Origin of the sequence: Fervidobacterium nodosum Rt17-B1, assembly GCF_000017545.1 — a bacterium.
GTDB classification, from domain to species: domain Bacteria; phylum Thermotogota; class Thermotogae; order Thermotogales; family Fervidobacteriaceae; genus Fervidobacterium; species Fervidobacterium nodosum.
In genome coordinates, this window is sequence record NC_009718.1 from 1,106,043 (window position 1) to 1,129,065 (window position 23,023).

Here is a 23,023-nt window from a genome sequence, read left to right on the forward strand (position 1 = left end):
TCCATTCAATACAATACAGGTTGTAAATTTAAGTTATTGTGTGTTATAATTTTATGAGATTAAAAAATATGAAAGAGGGAAAAGTAAAGATGCGACATATGGCTTTGCTTGCTTTTCTAAGCATTATAGTTTTTCTTTTTTTACTAACACAGTATTTTCCATTAAAATATTATGACATAATTGTTCAAAATTGTAAGTCTTTAGATCCTTTACTTGTTATAAGTGTGATAAAAACTGAAAGTAGTTTTAGGGAAAATGCCGAATCAAGTTTAGGGGCTTATGGTTTGATGCAACTAATGCCTGAAACAGCGGAATGGCTAAATAAAAAGTTTAAAACAAATTATGATTATAAAATTCCAGAAGATAATATCGCTCTTGGCTGTTTGTATCTTAATTATCTTATGGAAAAAGACGGTGATATTTACAAAGCTCTCGTTCATTACAACACAGGACCGTACGCATCAGATGAAATTAAAAACGACGCTGGTGAAAGATATATAAAAAAAGTTATGAGAAACTATAAGCTTTATAAATTCTTATACAGGAGATGACCTGTATGGTTGTTGTAACTTCCCAAGAAATGCGTGAATTAGAGAAATGTGCTATAGAAAAGTTTGAGATGACAGAAGAAATTCTCATGGAAAGAGCTGGTATTTCAACTGTCCAAGCAATTTGGAACGAGTATGGTAGTCTATCAGAAAAAAACTTCGTTGTGATATGTGGCCCAGGTAACAATGGTGGCGATGGTTATGTAATAGCTCGTGATATACTGAATTATACAGAGGCAGTAAGGGTTATAACCTTAGGTGAACCCAAAACAGAAGTTTCAAAAATTAATAGAAATAGATTTCTCAAACACGGTGGCATAATTTATAAATACGAAGAACTCGGATTAGAAAAAACTATTGAGATGATTTCAAGCGCAGACATCGTTATTGATGCAATATTTGGAACAGGATTAAAAAGGGAAATAACGGATGAAAGTATAGCTAACTTGATTGAAGCGATAAACATTTATTCAAATTGCGTAGTATCTGTTGACATACCTTCAGGAATAGACACTGATACAGGAGAAATTTTAGGTTCGGCCGTTCAAGCAACTATGACTGTCACTTTTGGATTTCCAAAGCCCGGTCATCTTCTCTTCCCGGGGAGAGACCTAATAGGTAAGCTTAAAATTGCGAAAATAGGTATACCTTCCCAGACTTTTTTATCTGAATCATTCAAAAGATTTCTAATAACAGGTGAAAATTTAAAGAAACCTCTTCGACCAAGGTGGGCTCATAAAAAAAGCTTTGGTGAAGTGATAATAATAGGTGGTTCAAAACAGTATATCGGTGCTCCCGTGTTATCTGCGTTAGCGGCTCAGAAGACTGGCGCTGGGATGGTTAAAATTATAGGTCCTTCTGAAGTATGTGATATTGCCCTTAGCTATGATCCTTCTTTAATTTGCTACAGAATGGATTCGGTAAGTAAAGATTTCGTAAGCTCCGTTGTTAAGAACTGCTCGGAAAATTCTGTTATCGTTGTGGGTCCTGGATGGGGTCAAGATAATTTTGATGAAAAAATCAATATATTATCTTTTATTATAACTGAAATTCAAAATCCAGTTATTATTGATGCGGATGCGTTAAACATCCTATCATCAAATGTTGATATATTAAAACAAAAAGAAATCACAAAAAGTATTTTACTAACTCCTCATCCCGGTGAGTTTTCCAGAATAACTAAACTTAGTACAAAGGAAGTTAAGGGAAATTACACGCTCGCAGAGAGATTTTCTGAGGAATATCAAGTAATTACTGTACTAAAAGATGCAACAACAATTGTAACTGACGGCAACACAACATTCTTCAACATATCAGGTAACACATCTCTCGCCAAAGCCGGGAGTGGAGATATTCTTTCTGGAATTATTGGATCTTTAATATCTCAACATCTTGATCCACTTGAAGCGGTAAAGACAAGTGTGTACATTTTTGGGATAGCTGGTGAGATGATACAAGCGGAAGGCTTTAATAGTAGTTACGATGTCATTTCTAAATTACCAGAAGCATTTTCAAAAATTTAGAAAGCAAAGAAGAGGTTTTTGGGAGGGGTTTTAAGTGGCTATCGAAACGAATGATTTTAATAAGCCAACTGATGAATCTAGAGCTGTTGAGAAATTTATAAGGTTATTAATCGCAAATAATGAATTATCACTAGCCCGAAATATATTAGAAGCATTGGGTGAAAAATATATTTATTTACTATTCGAATTGGAAGTCCAGGCGGGAAATTACAAAAGGGCTGTCGAAATATATAACTATCTTCCGAAAGATAAGCAACAAAATTATTTACATATTATACAACGTATCGAAAACGATGCCGAAAATGTTGCTGAGTCTATAGAAAAAATAATCAAAGAGTATGATCAGGAAAACTACGCAGTTTTTATCGCGGAAGTACAAAAATTGAAACGAACTTATCCTCAAGTTGTTGAAGCAGTTGCTTTCGAATTACTTGCTGCAATAAGAAAAAATGACAAGAAAAGAATTAAATTACTTTCAGAATTACTTTATCAAATAGACAAATCTCACCCATTACTATCTCGAGTTAAGTCTGGAAAAAACTTAACACCTATTATTGGATCTGCTTTCTTGATTGTTCTTTTTGTAATAGTACTCGCGAATTTATTAGTATCTGTCTTTTCGTTGACTAAATCTGGAAGCTTAGAACTATCCTCGTTGGATAATAAAATAACAAACATTTCAAAGTCAATTGAAAGTTTTTCTAATAAATCCAACCAAGAAATGAGGAATATATCTCAAACAATTGAAATTATAAAAACAAGCATCGAATATCTTGATAACAAAATCTCACAAATTCAACCTCAAACTTCTGAATCAAACAATGTAAGTTTAAAATCGATTAATGAACAATTCCAATTTATCTCTGAAAAAATCAATTCGCTTGAAAAAAGCATAAATAGTATAAAAATTTATTCAACCAATCAAACAAGCAACCAAAAAAATCAAGGTACTCAAACAAAAGAATATGTATACGATGAACAATTTATCTTGGAAGTATCAAAGTCGCTAGTTGGAATCAAAAACGAAATGACTAAAATATACGAAAAAATACAAAATCAAACAAGCTCAAAAGATTATAGCCAAGACTTCCAAATACTTAGAGAAAATATAAAGAATCTTTCAAGCAAAATCGATTCAATGAACCAAGTTGTACAAAATATGCAAAACACGCAAGAAAAAGCAGATTTATCATCTAAAATAGATGAGTTGAAGGCTGCTATCAACGAAATAAGAACAAATCAGCCTGAAGTTAAAAATATACAGGAGCAACTCAATATATTGATAGACAGAATAAACAAACTTCAAGTAAACTCCTCGCAAAATGTACAATCAGCCTCACCTTCGATGAACATTGAGGATAAAATTAGTTCAATCGAATCACAGTTGCTGAAAATCATAGAATCATTAAATAACATAAAGGATTCTAAAACTACTGAGAGTGTAAAAATTGAAGATGTAACCCAAATAAAAAATTCAGTCGCTTCACTAGGAGACACTGTATCAAAAATTGAAAAAGAGATATCGGAAATAAAAGAACAAATGAATAGAATCGAAAAAAGTCTTAGTGATTCCTCTAACGTTTCAAAACCAACGAATCAAAGTACGCAAGTTCAAGTACAAAACAACAGTGTAAATATACAGGATATATTAAAAGAAACTAAAGACTTAAGAGAGATATTCCTAATTGGTTTGAGATATTACAACAATTCGCAATATGAAATCTCAAATGAAATAATGGCATATCTTAGAGATCAACTTGAGGGAATCGATATTTACTTTAAAGAAGATGTTTTCTATTATGAGATTATGAGCAAATTAAAACTTGGAGATAAAAGCGCCGCATCAAAAATATATCAAAATTACAAAAAAGAGTATCCGTCGGGACAGTATATAAAAGAATTAGAACAATTTTTCTAATTTTGACAATTCAAATCTAAAAGACTTGAGATTTTTTGTGAGGTGTTAATTTTGATAGAGCTTTTTAACAAAGAGGTAAAACCCGCTTTTTCTGAATATTTCCCATTAAATTGGCAAGAGATATTTGGTAATAAAAATGGAATTATCGTTGAAATAGGCTTCGGTGGTGGCGAATATTTGCAAAGTTACGCCTCACATTATCCAGAAAAAAACTTTGTAGGTTTTGAAGTTTCCATAACCTCAATGAAAAAAGCAAATAACAGACTTAAAGAGTTTCCAAATGTTAGATTAATCATAGCCGATGCAAGATTTGGAATGCGTGAGTTTTTTGGTCCAAAATCTGTCGAGAAGGTCATTATGAATTTCCCAATTCCTTGGGATAAAAAGTCCCATGAAAGAAGAAGAGTCATAATTCCTGAGTTTTTTGATACGCTTGCCAACATTCTCGATGATGGAGGAATATTCGAATTAGCAACAGATGTTGAGTGGTACGCTAAACAAACAATTGAAATTGCTACCGAAAAAGGATATTTCGAGTTAGAAAGTTTTGTGGAAAATTCTGACAGAGAAATTAAAACGCGCTACGAACAAAAATGGATAAAATACGGAAGGAATATTTATTTGCTAAGACTGAAAAAAATAAAGCACATAGAAGTTGAAAGATTGATTGGAGGTATTCATGAAATGCCCCACGAAAAAGTTAGAATAAATGAAGAAAAATTTAAGGAATTACATGGAAAAATTTTTAAGGAAAATGCATCTGTCGTGGTTGTTAAAGGTATTTACAAATCGACATCAAACGATGCCTATTTGATAAAAGTAATATCATCGGATAAAGATTTTCAACAACATTATTACTTAGTCGCTTACCCAGAAGAAGATAGAAATTCAAACTGGATAATAAAGTTAGATAGCTCATCAAATCCTTATCGAACACCAGCTGTAAAATTCTCTGTCAAGGCAATAGCCGAATTTTTGGAAGGAAATTAAACAATAAATTAAACGTTTTAACAAACAGAGGTGACTCCATGCGATATTTTATTTTAGGTGCTGGAAGCTGGGGTTGTACAATCGCACAATTACTTAAAGAAAATGGTCATGACGTTCTTTTATGGGCACATACCAACGAGCTTGCCCAAAAGTTAAATACATCGAAAACTATGCCACACATAGACGCTAATTTAGATGTATATGTAACCAGTGATATCTCCATTGGCAAAGAGTTCGATGTCATTGTAATAGCAACACCGACGCAGTTTATAAGAAATGTACTAAAGATGATTGATTATAAACCAAGTATTGTACTGAATCTTTCTAAAGGAATAGAGATAGCAACCGGAAAAAGAATATCTGAAATTGTGCATGAAATTTTAGGTTGTGAATATGCTATTTTATCGGGTCCATCACATGCTGAAGAAGTTGCGAAAAAGCTTCCAACAGCTGTTGTTGTTGCTGGAAGTAACGCAGAAGTTTTCCAAAAAGAATTTTCAAATGAATATTTTAGAGTCTACACCCACGATGATGTAACTGGCATTGAACTCGCCGGTGCTTTAAAGAACGTTATAGCCATCGCTGCCGGTATAGTAGATGGACTTGGAGGATGGGATAACGCAAAAGCTGCGCTTATTACACGCGGTTTGTACGAAATGATAAAATTTGGTATGCATTTTGATGCGAATCCATTAACGTTCATGGGACTTGCTGGATTAGGCGACTTGGTTGTTACATGTAATAGCAAACATAGTCGAAATAGACGCTATGGTGAAATGCTAACAAAAGAGTTTGACCCTATAAATTTACTACAAGCAAGTAAGGAAGTTGTTGAAGGAGCGTACACTTGCAAAGCAATAATCGAAAATTACGGTCACAAATTCGACCTTCCTATAATGAAGGAAGTCTATGAGGTAATTTACAATAAAAAGTCACCACTTGAATCTATAAAATCTTTGATGAATCGTACATTAAAAGTGGAGATGGAGGAAGTAAAAAAATGGCTGGAGAAAAATTTGAAAGATTAGTCGAAATAATGGCTACACTTAGAGGAGAAAATGGCTGCGATTGGGATAAAGCTCAGACACATGAATCTTTAAAGCCATACCTTATCGAAGAAGCTTACGAAGTATTAAACGCAATAGATTTGAAAGATGATGAAGAGTTAAAAGAAGAATTAGGTGATGTACTGTTACAGGTTGTTTTTCACTCACAAATCGCGAAAGAACGTGGGGTTTTTAACATAGATGATGTTATAGACACCTTGAACGATAAGTTAGTAAGAAGACATCCGCACGTTTTTGGTGATGCTCAAGGTTATTCATATGCACGTTGGGAAGAAATAAAGGCAAAAGAAAAAGGTGAAAAGAAAAGAACAAGTATTGGAGATGTGAATCACGCGCTACCTGGATTATCACTTGCAAGAAGAGTCCAAGAAAACGCTGCTGGTGTTGGTTTTGACTGGACAAAAATTGAAGACGTATGGAACAAGGTTCATGAAGAAATCGATGAACTTAAAAACGCAAAATCACCAGAAGAAGTTGAAGAAGAAGTCGGCGATTTGTTATTTGCCATAGTTAACTTATCAAGATTCTTAAATGTTGACCCCGAAACAGCCATTCGAAAGGCCACAGAGAAATTCATTAGCAGATTTGAAAAGATGGAAAAGTTAATCGAAATGGATAATAAAAAAGTAGAAGAATTAAACCTCGAAGAACTTGACGAATATTGGAATAAAGTAAAAGAAAATAGATAAAAAATCATCTAACCAGAGGTGGAATAGGTGATAGTATACGGTAGGAATGTACTAAAAGAAATATTGACAAGCAACCACCCAGTAAAGTTAATTTACTTTTCGGATTCACACGATAAGGAACTAGATAAGTTAATTGAACAAGTAAAAGAAAGAAAATTACCGTACACCATAGCACCAAAAAATGTCTTAAAAAAACTCTGTGGTGAGGAAAAAAATCAAGGGGTTGTTATAGATATTGGCGATTTCCAATATGCTGACGAAAGCTACTTACCAGAAAACCCATTTATAGTTTTATTAGACCAAGTTCAAGATCCGCAAAATCTTGGAGCCATTGTTCGAACAGCTGTAGCCGCAGGTGTCAATATGGTTGTACTGACGAAAGATAATAGCGCACATGTTACGCCGGGTTCAATTAAAGCATCGGCTGGTACTATTTTTAGAATACCGATAGTTATAACCGTTAATCTCGCAAGATACATTGAGAAATTGAAAGATAAAGGTGTATGGATATACGGTGCCGACATGCGTGGTAAACCACTTTGGGAAGTAAAACTTGAAAGACCTTTAGGCATTGTGTTTGGTAACGAGGGAAGTGGAATTAGACAACTTGTGAAAGAGTCCTGTGATGAACTTGTTTCAATACCGATGAAGACCCCTATAGATTCACTGAATGTCTCTGTAAGTGCTGGTATATTAATATACGAAGTACTTAGAAGAGAGATGGGTGGATGATAATTTTATCAGCAGAACCTTCATTTATCGATGAATACGAACCGGAAATTTTTATAACAACAACAATAAAAGGACACCATTTTGCTGTTCCTTACACTCTTTATTTCGACGGTTTGAAGCTCCATATATACCATTTCAAGGAATTGAAATACACAATCGATAAAAAGATAGATATAAAATATGATAAATATATATTCAGAATATTGATTGGTAATGAGATAGGCATCGCAGAAAATTACGTAAAATTACCGCCTGACATTTTCATCTGCTTTGACAAAACATCATATCCTTCAAAATATTTTTACAGAAAAGCCCAAATGTGGATTGGCGCACAAATTTCAAAAACAAATGTTTTTGGTCAAGTGATTTACACCAATGCGGTAAATAGAGTCTTGTTTTCCCCGAAAGCAGAAATTAACGAAGGAATAATTTTTGAAGGGACAACGCACGTTGTAATAGATGACTCATACTTCACTAAGCAAGAAAGCAAAAACAAACATACTATATGGCATGTGAAAAAATCGAAAGGAGAAAACAACAACGATAATGAAAAAGAAAAATGAATATATTCAAAACATACTTTCTAACAATAGTAAAATGGGTGATACGACTTTTGTTGCGTTCTGTACATCAGGATTAGAAGGTGCTTTAGCTAATGAACTAAGAAAAAACAATTACAAAATAACATATTCCTCCTCCGGGAGGATATTTTTTACCGCCGATTTGAAAGATACCCCTTCCATAAATACTAAACTCAAAGCTGCAGATAGAATCGCTATACTCATTTCTCAATTTTTCGCTGAAACATTCGATGAACTTTACGATAATATTCTGAAAAGTGGTGTAAAAGATTACGTTGAACCAAACGCGAAAATCACTATAGAGAAAATAAAGGTCACTAATTCAAAACTTAGTGCAACCGGGGCTATAGCGTCGGTTGTGAAAAAAGCTATCTTAGATAACATAAAGGGAAGTAACGAAACAGGTCCAGAATATCCATTTATAATTATCCTAAAGGATGATACGGTTTATCTATTACTCGATACGACTGGAAATATCGGTCTTCACAAAAGAGGGTACAGAATAAAAGCGAGTAAAGCTCCAATAAGAGAAACGATAGCGACTGGAGTAATAATCTTATCGCATTGGAATAGTGAAATTCCATTATTTGACCCATTCTGTGGCAGTGGGACGATACCAATCGAAGCCGCAATATTAGAAGTCCCAAATATTTCAAGAAAGTACGTTTCAGAAAATTGGAAAATATTAAAGAAAGAATGGGAAATAATAAAAAAGAATAATGGAAAAAACATTAAGACTGAAAATAAAAAAATATACGCATCAGACGTAGATTGTCAAGTGATAAATATCGCAAAAGAAAACTACAATAGAGCAAAAAAATTATTTAACATCAACACAAATATAGATTTCAAATGTACCGACTTCAGAAAACTTCCTGTCTTTAATGAACCTGCTTATGTGATTTCAAACCTACCATACGGTCAAAGAATAGAGGTGGATATTCTTAAAGAAATAAAAATATTAAGAGAAAAATTTCCAAAAGGAAAATTTTATTTAATCCATCCATCTGAAGATTTTGAAAAATACTTTGGCAAAGCAACAAAAAAATTTAAATTCCAAAATAGTGGAATATGGACATATCTGTATATGTACTATTGAAACTTTTAATCATAGAGAGGTGAAATATGCTTCTCATAGAAGAATTCCTAGACAATTGTTATCAAATAGCAAAAAAAATTGAGGAAACTAGTTTAAACGAACTTATCGAATATATCGAAGATAACTTCGATAAAATAGATGATCCCTTACTGTTGGATAACGAAATAAAACAAAAATTAAGCGAATTTACGGAATATATTCTCTCTTCAAAAAAATTACCTATCGAAAGAGCCCTAAAAAGGCTACAACAAGTCAGTGGAATGGTAGAAAGATTCAAGTACAATTACCTAACTTCAACTTTAGAATGTTCAGACGTTCCAAAGCCACTTGATACACCAATTAAATACGCAAAAGGTGTTGGACCTTCAAGAGAAAAATTGTTGAAAAAATTAGGTATTGAAACTATAGGAGATCTAATAAACTACTTCCCAAGAGATTACGAAGATAGGAGAAAAATAATTCCTATTGTGTTTATAAGGGAAAATGAGAAAGTAACTACCAAGGGGATAATTAAAAGTGTTGAAAAAATTAAAAAAGGGGATTTAGTCATTATCAGTGCACTACTACAGGATGGAATAAGTCAGGTTGTTTTGAAGTGGTTCAACCAAGAATTCAAAGAACTTGAATTAAAGCAACTCATTAATAAAGAGGTTTATGTCTCAGGCACACCAAAGCGAGGATTTTTCGGAGCGATTGAAATACAAAATCCTGAAATAAGTCTTAGCAACTCTCCTGAACGCGAAATAATACCGATATATCCACTTACAGAAAACTTAACGCAAAAAACTCTGAGGAAAATTATAGAAGACAACATATCGGCAGTGTGTAATTATCAAGACGTTATTCCAAATGAAATAGTAGAAATCAGAAAACTATTAGACATCAAAAGAGCGTACATTGGAATGCACTTTCCAAGAAGTTCGTTCCATCAGAAATTGAGTCGAAAAAGACTTGCTTATGAAGAATTGTTGTTATTCCAGTTGGCACTCTTCATTTCAAGAAAAAATGTTGAAAAGATCGGTGGTATTGCTAAACAACTTTCCGGTCAATTAGCCGAAAAATTTGTAAATTCACTGCCATTCAAACTCACAAACGCACAAATCAGAGCCCATAACGAAATTCGACAAGATTTGATGAGTCCAAATCCTATGAACAGACTTTTGCAAGGTGATGTTGGTAGTGGTAAAACATTAGTCGCGGAACTTGCGATAATAGATAATTACGAGGCAGGTTTCCAAAGTGCATTAATGGTTCCAACATCAATACTTGCGATTCAACACTATCAAAAAATATTTAACCACTTAACGAATTTGGGAATACGTGTAGCGTTGCTAATTGGCTCCACGAGTCAAAAGGAAAAAGACAAGATTAAATTCGCGCTCAAAAATGGTGACCTTGATGTAATCATAGGTACGCATGCGCTAATTCAAGAAGATGTACACTTTGCCAACCTTGGACTTGTAATTATCGATGAACAGCACAGATTTGGCGTTAAACAAAGAGAAGAATTGATATCAAAAGGTAAGGTTGTTGACACGCTAATAATGACGGCAACTCCTATCCCCCGCACACTTTCACTGACTTTATACGGTGACCTTGACGTGTCCATTATCGACGAAATGCCACCTGGAAGAAAAGAAATAAAAACATTTACGTTAAAACATACACGCGCGAAAGAAGTATACAAATTTGTCAAAGACCAAATCATCGAAAACGGCGATCAAGCTTACATAGTATATCCACTAATCGAACAATCCGACCAAATAAACGCAAAGGCAGCTGAAGATATGTATGAAAAACTAAGCAAAGAAGCTTTTGCGGATATACCTATGGGGCTTTTGCATGGAAGGATGTCAGATTTTGAAAAAAACGAAGTTATGAGTAAATTTGTTAAGGGTGAAATAAAGATATTGGTCTCAACATCCGTTATAGAAGTCGGGGTTGATGTGCCTAATGCAACAATAATGGTTATAGAAAATGCCGAAAGATTTGGACTCGCGCAATTACATCAACTTCGTGGACGAGTTGGAAGAGGAAGCAAACAGAGCTATTGTTTCTTAATTGTAAGCGAAGCAGGTGAAGAAGCATGGGATAGATTACAGTTTTTTGCCAGTACAACAGATGGATTCAAAGTTGCGGAATACGACATGAGGCTTAGAGGACCTGGTGAATTCTTTGGAACACGTCAACATGGAATGATGGACTTTAAAGTAGCTGATCTGATTTCTGATTCAGAGTTAATAATGCTAGCAAGAGAAGACGCGAAATGGATAATTGAAAATCGAGCTGAAAGCAGTATAATAAAAAAGGTATTTGAATTATACGGTGATAGAATCAAACTTTTAGATGTTGGATAAAGTTTTTCATTATGTTATAATAAGAAAAGAACTTCATTAAATTTATCAAGGAGGTATCGGGGTATGAAAAAGTACGCAAAAACTCACGAATGGTTCGATACAGAAACAGGTTTGGTAGGAATTTCTAATCATGCTCAAGAACAACTTGGCGATATCGTCTTTGTTGACCTCCCACAGGTGGGGAAAGAAGTTAAAAAAGGGGAAGTAATACTTTCATTGGAAAGCGTTAAAGCAGCAGGCGATGTGTACGCACCAGTTAGTGGAAAAATCGTTGAGGTAAACGAAAAAGTCAGCGCAACACCGGAGCTTGTTAACCAAGATCCAGAAGGTGAAGGTTGGCTTGTAAAAATCGAACCAACTAACCCATCAGAAATTGAAGAACTTCTTACAGAAGAAGAGTACAAAAAAATATTAGAGGGGGAATAATTTAAAGATGACGAATATAAACGCTTACTCCGTATTAATGTTCATAGCAAATATTGTACTTGCTGTTCCTTTGATATTAGCCGTTATCCAACAGTCTAAAGCTTCTATGAACATAGCAAACGTGGTATCAGTAGTTTACATACTTATTTCAGTTGGATTTTTCTCTGGTGATTTTAAATCTTTCTTCTCAAAATTAGGGCTCTCAATATCACCTGTTGCCTACGTAATAATAGCCATTTTAACCTTTATAATAGCTAGAGATTTTAGCGAGTTGAGAGTTAGAAATGGCATGAGAAAAGCTTTTGTATTAGGAATTATCATGGTGTTAATTAACGTAATTGACTTTTTCACAGTTAAAAGTGCTGCGCTTATTCCTCTTTTATCACTAACCTGGGCATTTGTAATTTGCATTATAGTTGGTTTAATGAAGTGGAACATCGAATAAACTTTACAAATTAGAGATTAATAGCTAAAAATATCCGGATTGGTTTAAAAACAAGAGGTATCTTAAATAAGATGCCTCTTGTTTTTTATTTTTAAAATTTATGGTATAATTTTCAGGAAAAACAGAGATTAAATTTAATCAATGGAGGTGTATAAGATGCGCAAAACAAAAATCGTTGCTACCATAGGTCCCGCCTGTGAACAAGAGGATAATATTGTTAAGCTCATTGAGTGTGGGGTTAACGTATTTCGCTTAAATTCTTCGCATGAAACCATAGAAATCCACAGAGAAAGGATACATAGACTCAAAAAAATTAGAGAGAAAGGATACAATTTTGCTATACTTTTAGACTTGGCTGGTCCGAAAATTAGAACAGGAAAATTTGATAAAGAATACGTAACACTTGAAAATGGTAGCAATGTTGAAATCGTCTGTGGTGAGGAATTCGTCGGAAATGAGCAAAAATTTTGGATAAACTACGACAAACTATACGAAGAAATAAAACCTTCTGAAAAAATCCTTATAAACGATGGTGCAATTGCGCTTACGGTGGAGGAAGTTATAAAAGATAAAAAAAGGCTCTTTGTCAAGTAGTGGGGTGGGTATTCTGAATGCCCACCTTTTTAGCTTTTTCAAGCATACATTAAATGTTATTAATGTATATTATAGGCAATCAAATCTAAAAAAACTAATACCACTTTTGCCCACTCATATAGTGGGTTTTTAAATATTCAACTTTTTCAACTTATCTACCACAACTGTACAAAATCCTCTTCCTGAATCTTTCAAAATTCCTGTATCCAAATCCATTCCTCTTTAATACTTTTATCTTGTTGTTAAAACCCTCTGTCGTACTATTCGTATATGGAACATCAAATGCATTTACTATCTCAGAAAACCAGCTCCTAAAAACCTTTACACATCTCATAAATTCAGAAAGTCCACTTTGCTCTGCTCTCTCTATCCACTTTTTTAATACGAGTCTTGCTTCTTCAGAATTACTGCTCTTTAACACTCTCTTAAATTCTTCTTTGAGTTGATGGGCTTTCCTCAAATCTTGACTATACCAAAACATTACTTCTAATTCTTCTCTTTGCTCAGGCTCAAGTTCTTCATAATTCTTCAATAACAACTTCCTACTCCTCTTAAAATATCTCCTCAAATTACTTCCTAATTCCTTTTGTACCCTTTTCCTCACATTTTCTAAAGCCCAATAAACGTATCGGGTAAAATGAAATTTGTCTATCACTATTTTAGCGTTTTTAAAATATGTTTTTGCTACCTCTACAAATGGTCTCCACATATCACAGATAAAATATTTTACTTTATCTCTACCTTTCAGCCTCTTAAAATACTCAATTAAAATATTTTGCTTTCTATCTTTCAAAATCTCGATTATTTGCCCTTTTACAGGATCTACAAATATACATTGATATTTTGCTCCACCTGCATTGCCTTTAAACTCGTCTACACATATTGCTTCAGAAGAAAACTCATCTACAGTTTGACCTGGATTTACTTTATCAAACAATCTCATAACTGTTGTCACTGAAACATTTGTGTATTTTGCTACCTCCTTCATACTTGTTAAACTTCCAAGTTGACTTATAATATATGCTGCAAGTCTATTTGTCATCCTTTGAGATTTGCCTAAAAAACTTATGTGTTCAAAAAACTTCTTCCCACATGCTTTGCAGACATATCTTCTCTTTCTTATAATCAAATATGTTTTCTTGCCCATTATAGGTACGTCTTTTACCTTCTGTGTGTGATAATCATGTACCTTACTTGTAATATTACCACATTTAGGACATTTGTGGGGCTTTTGTACCTGACTTATGTGAAGTTCTATTTCACTTTCATTCTCATTCATTTGGTGAAGAATAATATCTTTCGATTTTAAAAGTTCAGTGATATAATTAGATTTGAGCACTTATTCTGGATGCCTCCTTTCTTTTTGAGTGTTTTTTTTGTCATAAAACAGTTTTTATTATAGCAGGCATTCAGAATAAGTGCTATATTTTTTCCTTTTTACCCACCCCAATATTTATTATAGAGCCTAAAAAAACAATTATCTGCAAAGTAGACCGTGGTGGGACAATTACACACAAGCGTGGAGTGAATTTACCAGGCGTAGATGTTTCTATACCATCGATAACAGATAAAGATAAAGAATTCATTAGACTTGGTAACGAAGAAGCAATTGACTACTTCGCTCTCTCATTTGTCAGAAAAGCGAAAGATGTTAAAATGGCAAAGGAACTTACAGATATCCCTATCATAGCAAAAATTGAAACAGCTCAAGCATTAGACAATTTAGAGGAAATTGTCAGTGTCGCAGATGCTGTTATGGTTGCGCGGGGCGACTTGGGAGTAGAAATTCCAGTTTCTCAAGTACCGATTGCGCAAAAAAGGATAATTGAGATAGCAAGCCTCTACAAGAAACCGGTCATAACCGCAACCCAGATGCTTGAAAGCATGATAAACAAACCAACCCCAACAAGAGCGGAAGTAACGGACATTTCAAATGCTATATTAGATGGTACCGATGCTATAATGCTTTCTGGAGAAACATCAATTGGAAAATACCCATGCGAAGCGGTAAGAGTTATGGACGAAGTTGCTAAGAATACTGAACAATATATGGAAGAATACGAAACATATAAATTCGACTGGTTAAAAGAATACTCTTCAAGTTTTGACTTAACAAGCGCAATTTCATATGCTGCCACAAATCTTGCAAAAAATGTAGAGGCAAAACTTATAATAATAGCTACAAATACAGGGACAACAGCTATAAGCATTTCAAAGTACAAACCATCCATTCCTGTTATGGCAGCTACGAACAATTCAAAAACATTCCATAGACTATGCCTTACTTGGGGTGTAATACCTGTCATGTTAGAAGAAAAACTAACAACAGATGAGATGATTGAAAGTGTCGTAAACAAAGCCAAATCGCTTGGATTAGCAAAGAAAGATGACAAAGTTATAATAGTAGCTGGTATACCGTGGGGTAAACCAGGAACAACAAATACAGTCCAAGTACAAACAATACTCTAAAACTCTATTTTAAAAATTTAATATGAAATATACAATTACCCTCTTGAATTTAACAAGATAATTGGTATAATATACGAGTGATGTTTTATCATCACACTATTTTTTCTTTAAGCATAAAATAAAATATTAGAAACGGAAAATAAATAAAGGGAGGAATCAAAGATGGCAAAATGTGAAATATGCGGAAAAGAACCAAGAGCTGGTAAAAACGTTAGCCACTCAAACAGACATACAAACAGATGGTTTAAGCCAAATGTTCAAAAAGTAAGGGTTCTTCTCGACGATGGAACAGTTAAAAGAATGAATGTCTGTACCAGCTGTTTAAAAGCAGGAAAAGTTAGAAGATACGTAAGCAAATCACAATCCGTAGCATTGGAGGCATAAAAAGCGGGGTTTTCCCCGCTTTTTTTGAAGTATGATATATAAAGTGAGAAAAACTTACAAATATTTCACTTTCGTTGTGTTATTAATTAGTTCACCTTTTGTGTTTTATCTTTTTTCCTTGCAACTTTCAACAATAGCAAATACTATAGTTACGATAAGTTACCTATGCCTTCTGCTGTTAACAGCAGAAGCTTTTTTCTTAAATATAAAAATTAATGGCGAATTCCTTGAATCTATGTTTTTTAAAGTAAAGCTGAGTGATATAATAGATATAGAAAATGGCATTTTTTCCACAAAGATTAGGACTATGTGGAAAATGTATTATTTACCACCTATGGAAAAGATAAATTTAAATCACAAGTCTCCTAAAATTAGAACTTTAAAAAGTGATAATCATTTTTAAGACGGAAGAATTACTCAAAATTGGAAAGATTGGATAGGGGTGTTCTCATGGAAAGCAGGAGGACTTATGCAGTTATAAATGTTAGAAATTATTTAGACAATCTAAGATTTTTTCAAACACACTGCGCGCCCGCAAAGGTGATGCCCGTCGTTAAAGCTAACGCGTACGGTCATGGGGCAGTTCAACTTGCAAAAGCTGCGCAAAAAATTGGCATTGATTACTTTGCCGTCGCATTTTTAGAAGAAGCTATCGAGTTAAGAAAACACGGTATATCTAAAGATATACTCGTTTTCAATTACATTGAACCTGATTTACTTCACATCGCCATGGAAAACAATATAACAATTACACTATATTCTTGGGAACAATTGTGGAAGTACACTAAATACGTATGGCGCCCAAAAGCACATATTAAAATAGATACCGGAATGAGAAGGTTAGGTGTTTATCCGGAAGAAGCCAAAGACTTCATTGAATCCGCGCGTAACGTCGGATTCGAAGTTGAGGGAGCCTATACACACTTTGCAGTAGCAGATAGCTTAGATGATGAGGATGTAAAATTTACACAGCAACAGGTAGAAAAATTCGCAAATTTGAATCTTGATGTTAAGATAAAGCATCTTTGCAACAGTGGAGCGTCTGTTTCAAAAATCGTTAACTGCTTTGATTATGTAAGAGTTGGAATTGCCAGTTATGGTCTTCAACCAAGTGATAGTGTTTACAGTGAGCAATTAAAACCTGTTCTCTCATGGAAAACGACAGTCTCACATGTGAAGACAATTCAACCTGGCGATTCCGTAAGTTACGGTAGGACTTTCAAAGCGTTCACTGAGATGAGAATAGCAACAATTCCAGTAGGTTACGCCGATGGATATTGGCGTCATTTATCAAATAAAGGATATGTACTTATCCATGGTGAAAAATGTCCCATTATTGGTAGGGTTTGCATGGACCAATTTATGGTTGACGTTACACATTTAGAAGACGTAAAAATTGGTGATGAGGTTATATTAATTGGTAAACAAGGCGATAACATCATCACCGCTGAAGAGATTGCAAAACTTGTTGGAACAATAAATTACGAGGTTACATGCCGAATATCAGAGCGTGTACCACGAAAATATGAGGGGTTGGAATTGTGAATATACCAAAAGAGATTCTTGAAAAATTGAAAGCTCCGTACATCGAGGAGTTAGAAAATTTTGTTGAAAGGGAAATAGATGGGATATTCAAAGTACGTAGTAAAAAATTGCAAGAAACAAAGGATGGAAAAAAATTCCTGCTTTTAACATTAGAAGATAGAACTGGAAGCATCAGGGCGGTAGATTGGTATAACGCAGAAAAAAATGACCAAATAATCCAAAATGGAACGATAGTTGGAGTAACTGGTCGCGTAGTATATTTTGAAGAAAGGTTGCAAATAAATATATCAAACTCTGATAATGCCTTGAGAAAACTAAATGAATCAGAATACGACATTGAGCGATTTGTTTCAAAAGCAAGTAATCCTGAGGAAATGTACAAACAACTCGTTGAACTTATAGACTCTGTAAAAGATAAAGACTATAAAAGAGTACTTGAAATATTCTTCGTTGAGGATAAAAGCTTTGCGGAAGCATTTAAGACAACACCTGCTGGAATGAGAATACACCATGCATACATCGGTGGTTTACTTGAACATTCATTAAACGTTGCAAAGATAATAGATAAAGTTTGCGTAATTTACGATAAATTAGACAGGGATTTACTCATTGCTGGTGCACTTTTGCACGATATTGGAAAAGTCAAAGAGTACACCATCAATCAAAAAGGTATCGAAATCACAACAGAGGGTGAGTTAATCGGTCATATCATAATGGGGGTAGAATATTTAGATAGAAAAGTTAAAGGTATTCCTTATGATAAGCTGATAAAACTGAAGCACCTTATCGCTTCACACCACGGTGAATTTGAATGGGGCTCTCCTGTGGTACCCAAAACGCCGGAGGCATTAGTATTACACTTCATTGAAAATATGGATTCGAAGTTAAATAGAGTCTTTCAGATAATGGACAAAGAAAACGACGGAAAAGAATGGAGCGAATACGATACTAATTTGAGCAGAAGATTCCTGCTCAAATGATTTGAAACTATATAAACTATATAAACTATATAAATTTAAACATGAGGGTGATAATTCATGGCAAAATCCGAGACAAAGAAAACAACAAAGTCTTCATCTTCTAATGAAAAAGCTGATAAAACTAAAAAGAAACAATCTCAATCTTCATCTCAAATTATCGATAATTCAAACGTTTCAAAAGTTATTATAGTTGAATCCCCTGCAAAGGCAAAAACAATAGAAAACATTCTCGGAAAGGAATACAAGGTTATATCATCTAAAGGCCACATCCGTGACCTTCCGCAAAGGGATTTCGGAGTAGACTTAAAATCCTTAGATGTTGTTTTTGAAATAATTCCGGGAAAAGAAGGAGTCGTTGAGCAGATTAAAAATACAGTTAAAGGTAAAGAAGTGCTTCTCGCTTCCGACCCTGATAGGGAAGGAGAAGCTATCGCGTGGCATCTTGCAACTATTTTAAACATAAATGGAAAAAATAGAATAACATTTTCCGAAATCACGCCAAAGGCAATTCAAGAAGCGGTTAAATCACCACGTGAGATAGATATGAAGAAAGTAAATGCCCAACTCGCAAGAAGAGTGCTTGACAGAATCGTTGGTTACAAAATCAGTCCGCTTCTTTGGAAGATAATAAAAGATGCCAAAAGCGCTGGACGCGTTCAATCGGCTGCTCTAAAAATTCTCTGTGAACGTGAAAGGGAAAGAATAAAATTTGTACCTCAAAAATACTACAAAGTTTGGATTGAAATCGCAGGACTTAAAGCCAATCTCACAAAAATTGGCAACAAAAAATTAAAACCAACCGATATCACAAAAGAGATAGCCGATGATGTTTTAAAAAACGTTAAGAGCGTCAATTTAATAGACATAGACGTAAAAGAAGTAAAGAAAAATCCACCCTTACCTTTTATAACGAGTACACTGCAACAAGATGCTTCAAGCAAACTTGGATTTCCAGTTGCGAAAACGATGAAAATCGCTCAAGAACTTTACGAAGGTATAGACACGCCGGAAGGTCACATAGCGTTTATAACCTACATGCGTACAGATTCAACAAGAATTTCCGACGAGGCAAAAGAAGCTGCAAAAGAACTAATATCAAAAAAGTTTGGCGAAGACTATCTCGGAGATGAGATAAGAAAAACTTCAAAAGAAAAAAGTAAAGCCAAAGTTCAAGACGCACATGAATGTATAAGACCTGTTAACGTAAATCTTCTTCCTGAAGAAGCGCAAAAACTTTTAGATAAAGACCATTACAGATTGTACGAATTGATTTGGAAAAGGTTTATCGCATCTCAAATGAGCAGTGCCATTTATAAGCAATACAGTTACGATTTTAAATCAGGAGATTACATATTTGAAGCTTCTATACGCGAGAGAATATTCGATGGTTTTGAATCTGTATACAGCACAGATAACGAAATAAGTGAGGAACACAAAGAGTTAAAAATCGGCGAGAGTTACGATGTTTTACCAAAAACAGCGGAAGCGGAAACAACACCACCTGATAGATACAGCGAGGCATCTCTTGTAAAAATTTTAGAAAGTGAAGGTATAGGACGACCAAGCACTTATGCAACGATAATCCAAACATTATTAAATAGAAAGTACATTATAAGGAATAGAAAAACACTTATTCCTACTGTACTTGGATTTGTAGTAAATGACTATCTTGAAAAGAAATTTCCCGATATAGTTGACAAAGGTTTCACGGCTGAGATGGAAAAACAACTTGATGAAATTGAAAATGGTACAGCACAATGGAAAGATGTAATAAAGAATTTTATGAAAGAATTCGGTAGAGACTTGGAAAACGCAGGGAAAGAATTCTTCACAATAAACTTTGAAACTAATAAAATCTGTGAAACGTGTAAAGAACCATACCATCTAAGAGTTGGAAAATATGGCTTGTATCTTAATTGTCAAAAATGCAATACAAATAAGTCTGTAAAAATCGATGAACTTGGTGTCCTACTTGAAGGTAAAATGTACTTCATCGAAGAAAAAGATGAAAAAACAGAAGATGAAAGCGACACAACTCAAGACGAAGCTAATGAAAAAAAATCGGGATACTCTAGCAAAAAGAATTACTACAGATACAAAACTTCTTCGCGAAAATCGGCTAAAAATCAATCTAAACAAACTAATAAAAGCAAAAAAAGTAAGTGATGCATAACTCGGTGGAGGCATTGTAATGTTATGGGCGATAGGCGATATACATGGTTGTCTCAATGCGTTGGAAACATTGATTAACGAAATATCACCAACGCCAAATGATAAACTTGTCTTCTTAGGCGATTATATAGACAGAGGCCCTGATTCGAAAGGTGTTGTAGATTTTCTTATAGAATTATCAAAAAGAACAGATTGTATTTTTTTAAGAGGTAACCATGAACAAATGCTCTTGGATGTTATTGATAATGGTGATGATACGTATCTTTGGGTTATAAACGGTGCCACAGCAACTTGGAGAAGTTACGGCAACCTTCAAAATTTATTGTACAACGACGAACATCTTGAATTCTTTAGAAATACACAATACTATTTTATAGAAGATAAATACTTATTTGTTCATGGTGGTGTAAGACCAAACATTCCTATTGAAAAACAAGACAAAAGAGACTTAATTTGGATTAGAGAAGAGTTTATAAGTAAAAAGCACAATACAGGTTACATAGTCATTTTTGGACATACACCTTTTGAAGATGTTTTTATAGGAGAAGATAAAATAGGTATAGACACGGGGTGTGTCTACGGTGGCAAACTCACAGCATACAATCTAACGTTATCTAAGAAAGTGGAGGTGGAATGCTTAAATGGATAGCATAATTAAACCTATTTTTGCAGGCTTTTTGATGGGATTAGCAAATGTCATACCGGGAGTTAGCGGTGGCACAATAGCTGTAATCACAGGTGTCTTTGAAAGATTGATAGATATAATAAATAAAATAACTAAAATATCATTAAAAAAGAAAGATTTCATATTTATACTTATCTTAGGAATAGGGCAAATTATCGGTCTTTTAAGCGGAAGTAAGGTATTATCTTGGGCATTTAACAACTATTCATTTTACACATACAGCTTCTTCTTTGGCTTAATCCTTTTTTCACTTTTTAATTTGAAGAAAGACATAATGAAATTTAAAATACTTGAATTCGCCATAGGTGCGGCAATTGTAATAATCCCATATATATTATCTCACTCAAATGGTTCAATTAGTGTAACAAAGCCCACTAATATTAACTATTTTTACCTATTCGTCTCTGGTGCCCTTGCAGGTGCCTCGATGATTTTACCGGGTTTAAGTGGCTCTTTAGTATTGATGCTCCTTGGATTTTACGAAAGAGCTATAGATACGGTCTCGAAGATAACAAATATAAAATCTGGGAATTTCAATTCAAGTGATTTGCTATTTCTAGTTATCCTTGGATTTGGCGTACTTTTTGGTATAGGAATAATCGCAAAAGCCCTCAAAGTCTGGTTTGAAAAAGCAAGAGAATCAATTTTGAACTTCATTCTTGGACTCGTTGCAGGCTCTCTTTACCCAATAACTCCTTCGTTCCACGGTAGAGGTAGCACATTATGGATGCTTACATGGATAGCAATAGGTAGTTTATCTGTATTATTAATAGAAAAAGTTAACAAAAACCAATAAAAGTAAAACAAAGGGGGATTTTCAATGTCTTACCGTGAAGAAGCGAAATCTATACTCGAACAGGCAAAAAATGAAATTACAAATGCTGAAAATAGTAAAGTATTAAACGACTTAAGAGTTAAATACTTAGGTAAATCCGGTATCGTTACAAGTTTAATGAAACAACTCAAAGACCTTCCAAATGAAGAAAAGCCTATTTTCGGTAAAGTTGTCAATGAGTTGAAAGAAAGCATAGAAAAACTCTTAGATGAACAAAAGGAAAAGATAACCGAATATGAAAAAGAAGAAGCTTACAAAAAGCTTTGGGTAGATCCAACAATGCCAGGTGCGATTAGGTCAGTTGGACATCTACACATACTCACAAAAGTAAGGAATGAGCTTGAAGATATATTCATTTCAATGGGCTTTTCTGTTGTTGAAGGTCCAGAGGTAGAAACCCCTTGGTTCAATTTCGACGCGCTTAACACCCCAGAGTGGCACCCTGCAAGAGATGAGCACGATTCATTCTATATAGATAATGAACATCTCTTAAGAACCCACACATCACCGGTTCAAATTAGAACAATGTTATCAAGAAAACCCCCGCTCGCAATAGTCTCACCAGGTAGGGTGTACAGAAGAGACTATGATGCAACGCACCTTCCAATGTTCACACAAATGGAAGGACTTTACGTTGACCACGATGTCACAGTAAAACATTTAAAATACTTCTTAGAAGAATTCGCAAGAAGACTACTTGGTGAAAACACAAAAATACGTTTGAGACCAAGCTTTTTCCCATTCACAGAACCGAGCTTTGAAGTTGACATATATTTCAACAACCGATGGTTCGAAGTCCTCGGTTCCGGAATGGTCCATCCAAACGTATTTAAAAATGTTGGTTACGATCCAGAAGAATGGAGAGGACTTGCATTCGGTTTCGGTATCGAAAGAATCGCAATGGTCAAATACGGAATTAAAGACATAAGAGATCTTGTCAGGAACGATGTGAGGTTCCTTGAAAATTGGTAAAATTCGCTAAAA

23 protein-coding genes are annotated in these 23,023 nt (G+C 34.3%); 22 read left to right on the plus strand and 1 reads right to left on the minus strand.

The genetic code is table 11. The features are described from left to right. Positions 1–68 precede the first annotated feature (68 nt). The 13 genes from FNOD_RS05260 to FNOD_RS05320 all read left to right on the plus strand — a co-directional run bounded on the left by FNOD_RS05260 (position 69) and on the right by FNOD_RS05320 (position 12,969). Positions 69–551, plus strand: coding sequence for a lytic transglycosylase domain-containing protein (locus FNOD_RS05260; protein WP_238374569.1), 483 nt, complete (start codon positions 69–71; stop codon positions 549–551). A gap of 5 nt (positions 552–556) precedes the next feature. Next, positions 557–2,071, plus strand: coding sequence for a bifunctional ADP-dependent NAD(P)H-hydrate dehydratase/NAD(P)H-hydrate epimerase (locus FNOD_RS05265; RefSeq protein WP_011994176.1), 1,515 nt, complete (start codon positions 557–559; stop codon positions 2,069–2,071). A 34-nt stretch (positions 2,072–2,105) separates the two neighbouring features. After that, positions 2,106–3,989: a hypothetical protein gene (locus FNOD_RS05270; protein WP_011994177.1), complete on the plus strand. Its 1,884-nt coding sequence runs from the start codon at positions 2,106–2,108 to the stop codon at positions 3,987–3,989. A gap of 42 nt (positions 3,990–4,031) precedes the next feature. Next, positions 4,032–4,979 carry a tRNA (guanosine(46)-N7)-methyltransferase TrmB gene (gene trmB / locus FNOD_RS05275; RefSeq protein WP_420794715.1) on the plus strand — a complete coding sequence of 316 codons (948 nt, stop codon included), beginning with the start codon at positions 4,032–4,034 and terminating at the stop codon, positions 4,977–4,979. 38 nt (positions 4,980–5,017) lie between these two features. Continuing rightward, positions 5,018–6,007 carry an NAD(P)H-dependent glycerol-3-phosphate dehydrogenase gene (locus FNOD_RS05280; protein WP_011994179.1) on the plus strand — a complete coding sequence of 330 codons (990 nt, stop codon included), beginning with the start codon at positions 5,018–5,020 and terminating at the stop codon, positions 6,005–6,007. Next, positions 5,980–6,735 carry a nucleoside triphosphate pyrophosphohydrolase gene (gene mazG / locus FNOD_RS05285; RefSeq protein ID WP_011994180.1) on the plus strand — a complete coding sequence of 252 codons (756 nt, stop codon included), beginning with the start codon at positions 5,980–5,982 and terminating at the stop codon, positions 6,733–6,735. Before FNOD_RS05280 ends, mazG begins: the two co-directional genes overlap by 28 nt. A gap of 27 nt (positions 6,736–6,762) precedes the next feature. Next, the gene (gene rlmB / locus FNOD_RS05290; protein WP_011994181.1) at positions 6,763–7,467 is read left to right on the plus strand and encodes a 23S rRNA (guanosine(2251)-2'-O)-methyltransferase RlmB; all 705 of its coding nucleotides are present in this window, start codon (positions 6,763–6,765) and stop codon (positions 7,465–7,467) included. After that, positions 7,464–8,030 (plus strand): hypothetical protein, encoded by a 567-nt coding sequence (locus FNOD_RS05295; protein ID WP_011994182.1) that lies wholly within the window; start codon positions 7,464–7,466, stop codon positions 8,028–8,030. Before rlmB ends, FNOD_RS05295 begins: the two co-directional genes overlap by 4 nt. After that, positions 8,014–9,147: a THUMP domain-containing class I SAM-dependent RNA methyltransferase gene (locus FNOD_RS05300; protein WP_011994183.1), complete on the plus strand. Its 1,134-nt coding sequence runs from the start codon at positions 8,014–8,016 to the stop codon at positions 9,145–9,147. The genes FNOD_RS05295 and FNOD_RS05300 overlap by 17 nt, the downstream gene beginning before the upstream one ends. Before the next feature lie 26 nt (positions 9,148–9,173). Further along, entirely contained in the window at positions 9,174–11,504 is a 2,331-nt protein-coding gene (gene recG, locus FNOD_RS05305; protein WP_011994184.1) for an ATP-dependent DNA helicase RecG, read from the plus strand. Positions 11,505–11,567: 63 nt separating this feature from the next. Further along, entirely contained in the window at positions 11,568–11,930 is a 363-nt protein-coding gene (gene gcvH / locus FNOD_RS05310) for a glycine cleavage system protein GcvH (protein ID WP_011994185.1), read from the plus strand. Positions 11,931–11,937: 7 nt separating this feature from the next. Further along, the gene (locus tag FNOD_RS05315) at positions 11,938–12,375 is read left to right on the plus strand and encodes a hypothetical protein (RefSeq protein ID WP_011994186.1); all 438 of its coding nucleotides are present in this window, start codon (positions 11,938–11,940) and stop codon (positions 12,373–12,375) included. A 156-nt stretch (positions 12,376–12,531) separates the two neighbouring features. Continuing rightward, positions 12,532–12,969, plus strand: coding sequence for a pyruvate kinase (locus tag FNOD_RS05320; protein ID WP_041256915.1), 438 nt, complete (start codon positions 12,532–12,534; stop codon positions 12,967–12,969). Positions 12,970–13,120: 151 nt separating this feature from the next. Here the strand turns inward: FNOD_RS05320 and FNOD_RS05325 are convergent, their stop codons facing one another. Next, positions 13,121–14,308, minus strand: a complete 1,188-nt coding sequence (locus FNOD_RS05325; RefSeq protein WP_011993536.1) for an ISL3 family transposase — start codon at positions 14,306–14,308, stop codon at positions 13,121–13,123. A 167-nt stretch (positions 14,309–14,475) separates the two neighbouring features. On the opposite strand from FNOD_RS05325, the gene pyk reads away from it, so the two are divergent. From pyk to pheS, 9 genes are all read left to right on the plus strand, one after another. After that, positions 14,476–15,438 carry a pyruvate kinase gene (gene pyk / locus FNOD_RS05330; RefSeq protein ID WP_238374626.1) on the plus strand — a complete coding sequence of 321 codons (963 nt, stop codon included), beginning with the start codon at positions 14,476–14,478 and terminating at the stop codon, positions 15,436–15,438. A 162-nt stretch (positions 15,439–15,600) separates the two neighbouring features. Further along, entirely contained in the window at positions 15,601–15,822 is a 222-nt protein-coding gene (gene rpmB / locus FNOD_RS05335) for a 50S ribosomal protein L28 (RefSeq protein WP_011994187.1), read from the plus strand. Positions 15,823–15,853: 31 nt separating this feature from the next. Beyond that, on the plus strand, positions 15,854–16,225 hold the full coding sequence (locus tag FNOD_RS05340) for a hypothetical protein (protein ID WP_041256917.1): 372 nt from the start codon (positions 15,854–15,856) through the stop codon (positions 16,223–16,225). A gap of 47 nt (positions 16,226–16,272) precedes the next feature. Beyond that, on the plus strand, positions 16,273–17,367 hold the full coding sequence (gene alr, locus FNOD_RS05345) for an alanine racemase (protein WP_011994188.1): 1,095 nt from the start codon (positions 16,273–16,275) through the stop codon (positions 17,365–17,367). Further along, positions 17,364–18,347, plus strand: a complete 984-nt coding sequence (locus tag FNOD_RS05350; RefSeq protein ID WP_011994189.1) for a 3'-5' exoribonuclease YhaM family protein — start codon at positions 17,364–17,366, stop codon at positions 18,345–18,347. Before alr ends, FNOD_RS05350 begins: the two co-directional genes overlap by 4 nt. A 57-nt stretch (positions 18,348–18,404) precedes the next feature. Continuing rightward, complete coding sequence (gene topA, locus FNOD_RS05355; protein ID WP_011994190.1) at positions 18,405–20,513, plus strand: type I DNA topoisomerase; 2,109 nt, start codon at positions 18,405–18,407, stop codon at positions 20,511–20,513. Between the two features lie 25 nt (positions 20,514–20,538). After that, a complete protein-coding gene (locus FNOD_RS05360) occupies positions 20,539–21,168 on the plus strand; it encodes a metallophosphoesterase family protein (protein WP_011994191.1) in 630 nt (209 codons plus the stop codon). Beyond that, positions 21,161–22,000 (plus strand): DUF368 domain-containing protein, encoded by an 840-nt coding sequence (locus tag FNOD_RS05365; RefSeq protein WP_011994192.1) that lies wholly within the window; start codon positions 21,161–21,163, stop codon positions 21,998–22,000. The genes FNOD_RS05360 and FNOD_RS05365 overlap by 8 nt, the downstream gene beginning before the upstream one ends. Before the next feature lie 24 nt (positions 22,001–22,024). Continuing rightward, a complete protein-coding gene (gene pheS, locus FNOD_RS05370; protein WP_011994193.1) occupies positions 22,025–23,011 on the plus strand; it encodes a phenylalanine--tRNA ligase subunit alpha in 987 nt (328 codons plus the stop codon). The last annotated feature ends 12 nt before the right edge of the window (positions 23,012–23,023 follow it).